At 47.8% G+C, this 224-nt stretch carries 1 protein-coding gene; it reads left to right on the top strand.

Translation table 11 applies throughout. The features are described from left to right. On the top strand, positions 1-224 hold a 224-nt coding region (locus tag ACL9RM_RS26820), incomplete at both ends, for a transposase (RefSeq protein ID WP_414126733.1).

Genomic DNA, 224 nt, shown 5'->3' with positions numbered 1-224 from the left:
GGGCGTCCTGCCATTGATCCTACCGTGTTGTTTAAAATGATCTTTCTCGGTTATTTCTATGGCATTCGCTCAGAACGGCAACTCGAGCGTGAAATTCAGACGAACCTGGCTTATCGCTGGTTCCTGGGGCTGGGCTTAACGGATAAAGTTCCAGACCATACGACGATTAGCTGGAATCGTCGCACTCGCTTTAAAGACACCACGATCTTTCAAGATATCTTCGA

This window comes from Paenibacillus sp. S29, assembly GCF_049319765.1.
GTDB lineage: Bacteria > Bacillota > Bacilli > Paenibacillales > Paenibacillaceae > Paenibacillus > Paenibacillus polymyxa_B.
Note: the sequence above shows the minus strand (reverse complement) of the source record. Positions and strands in the feature narration are given on the sequence as shown.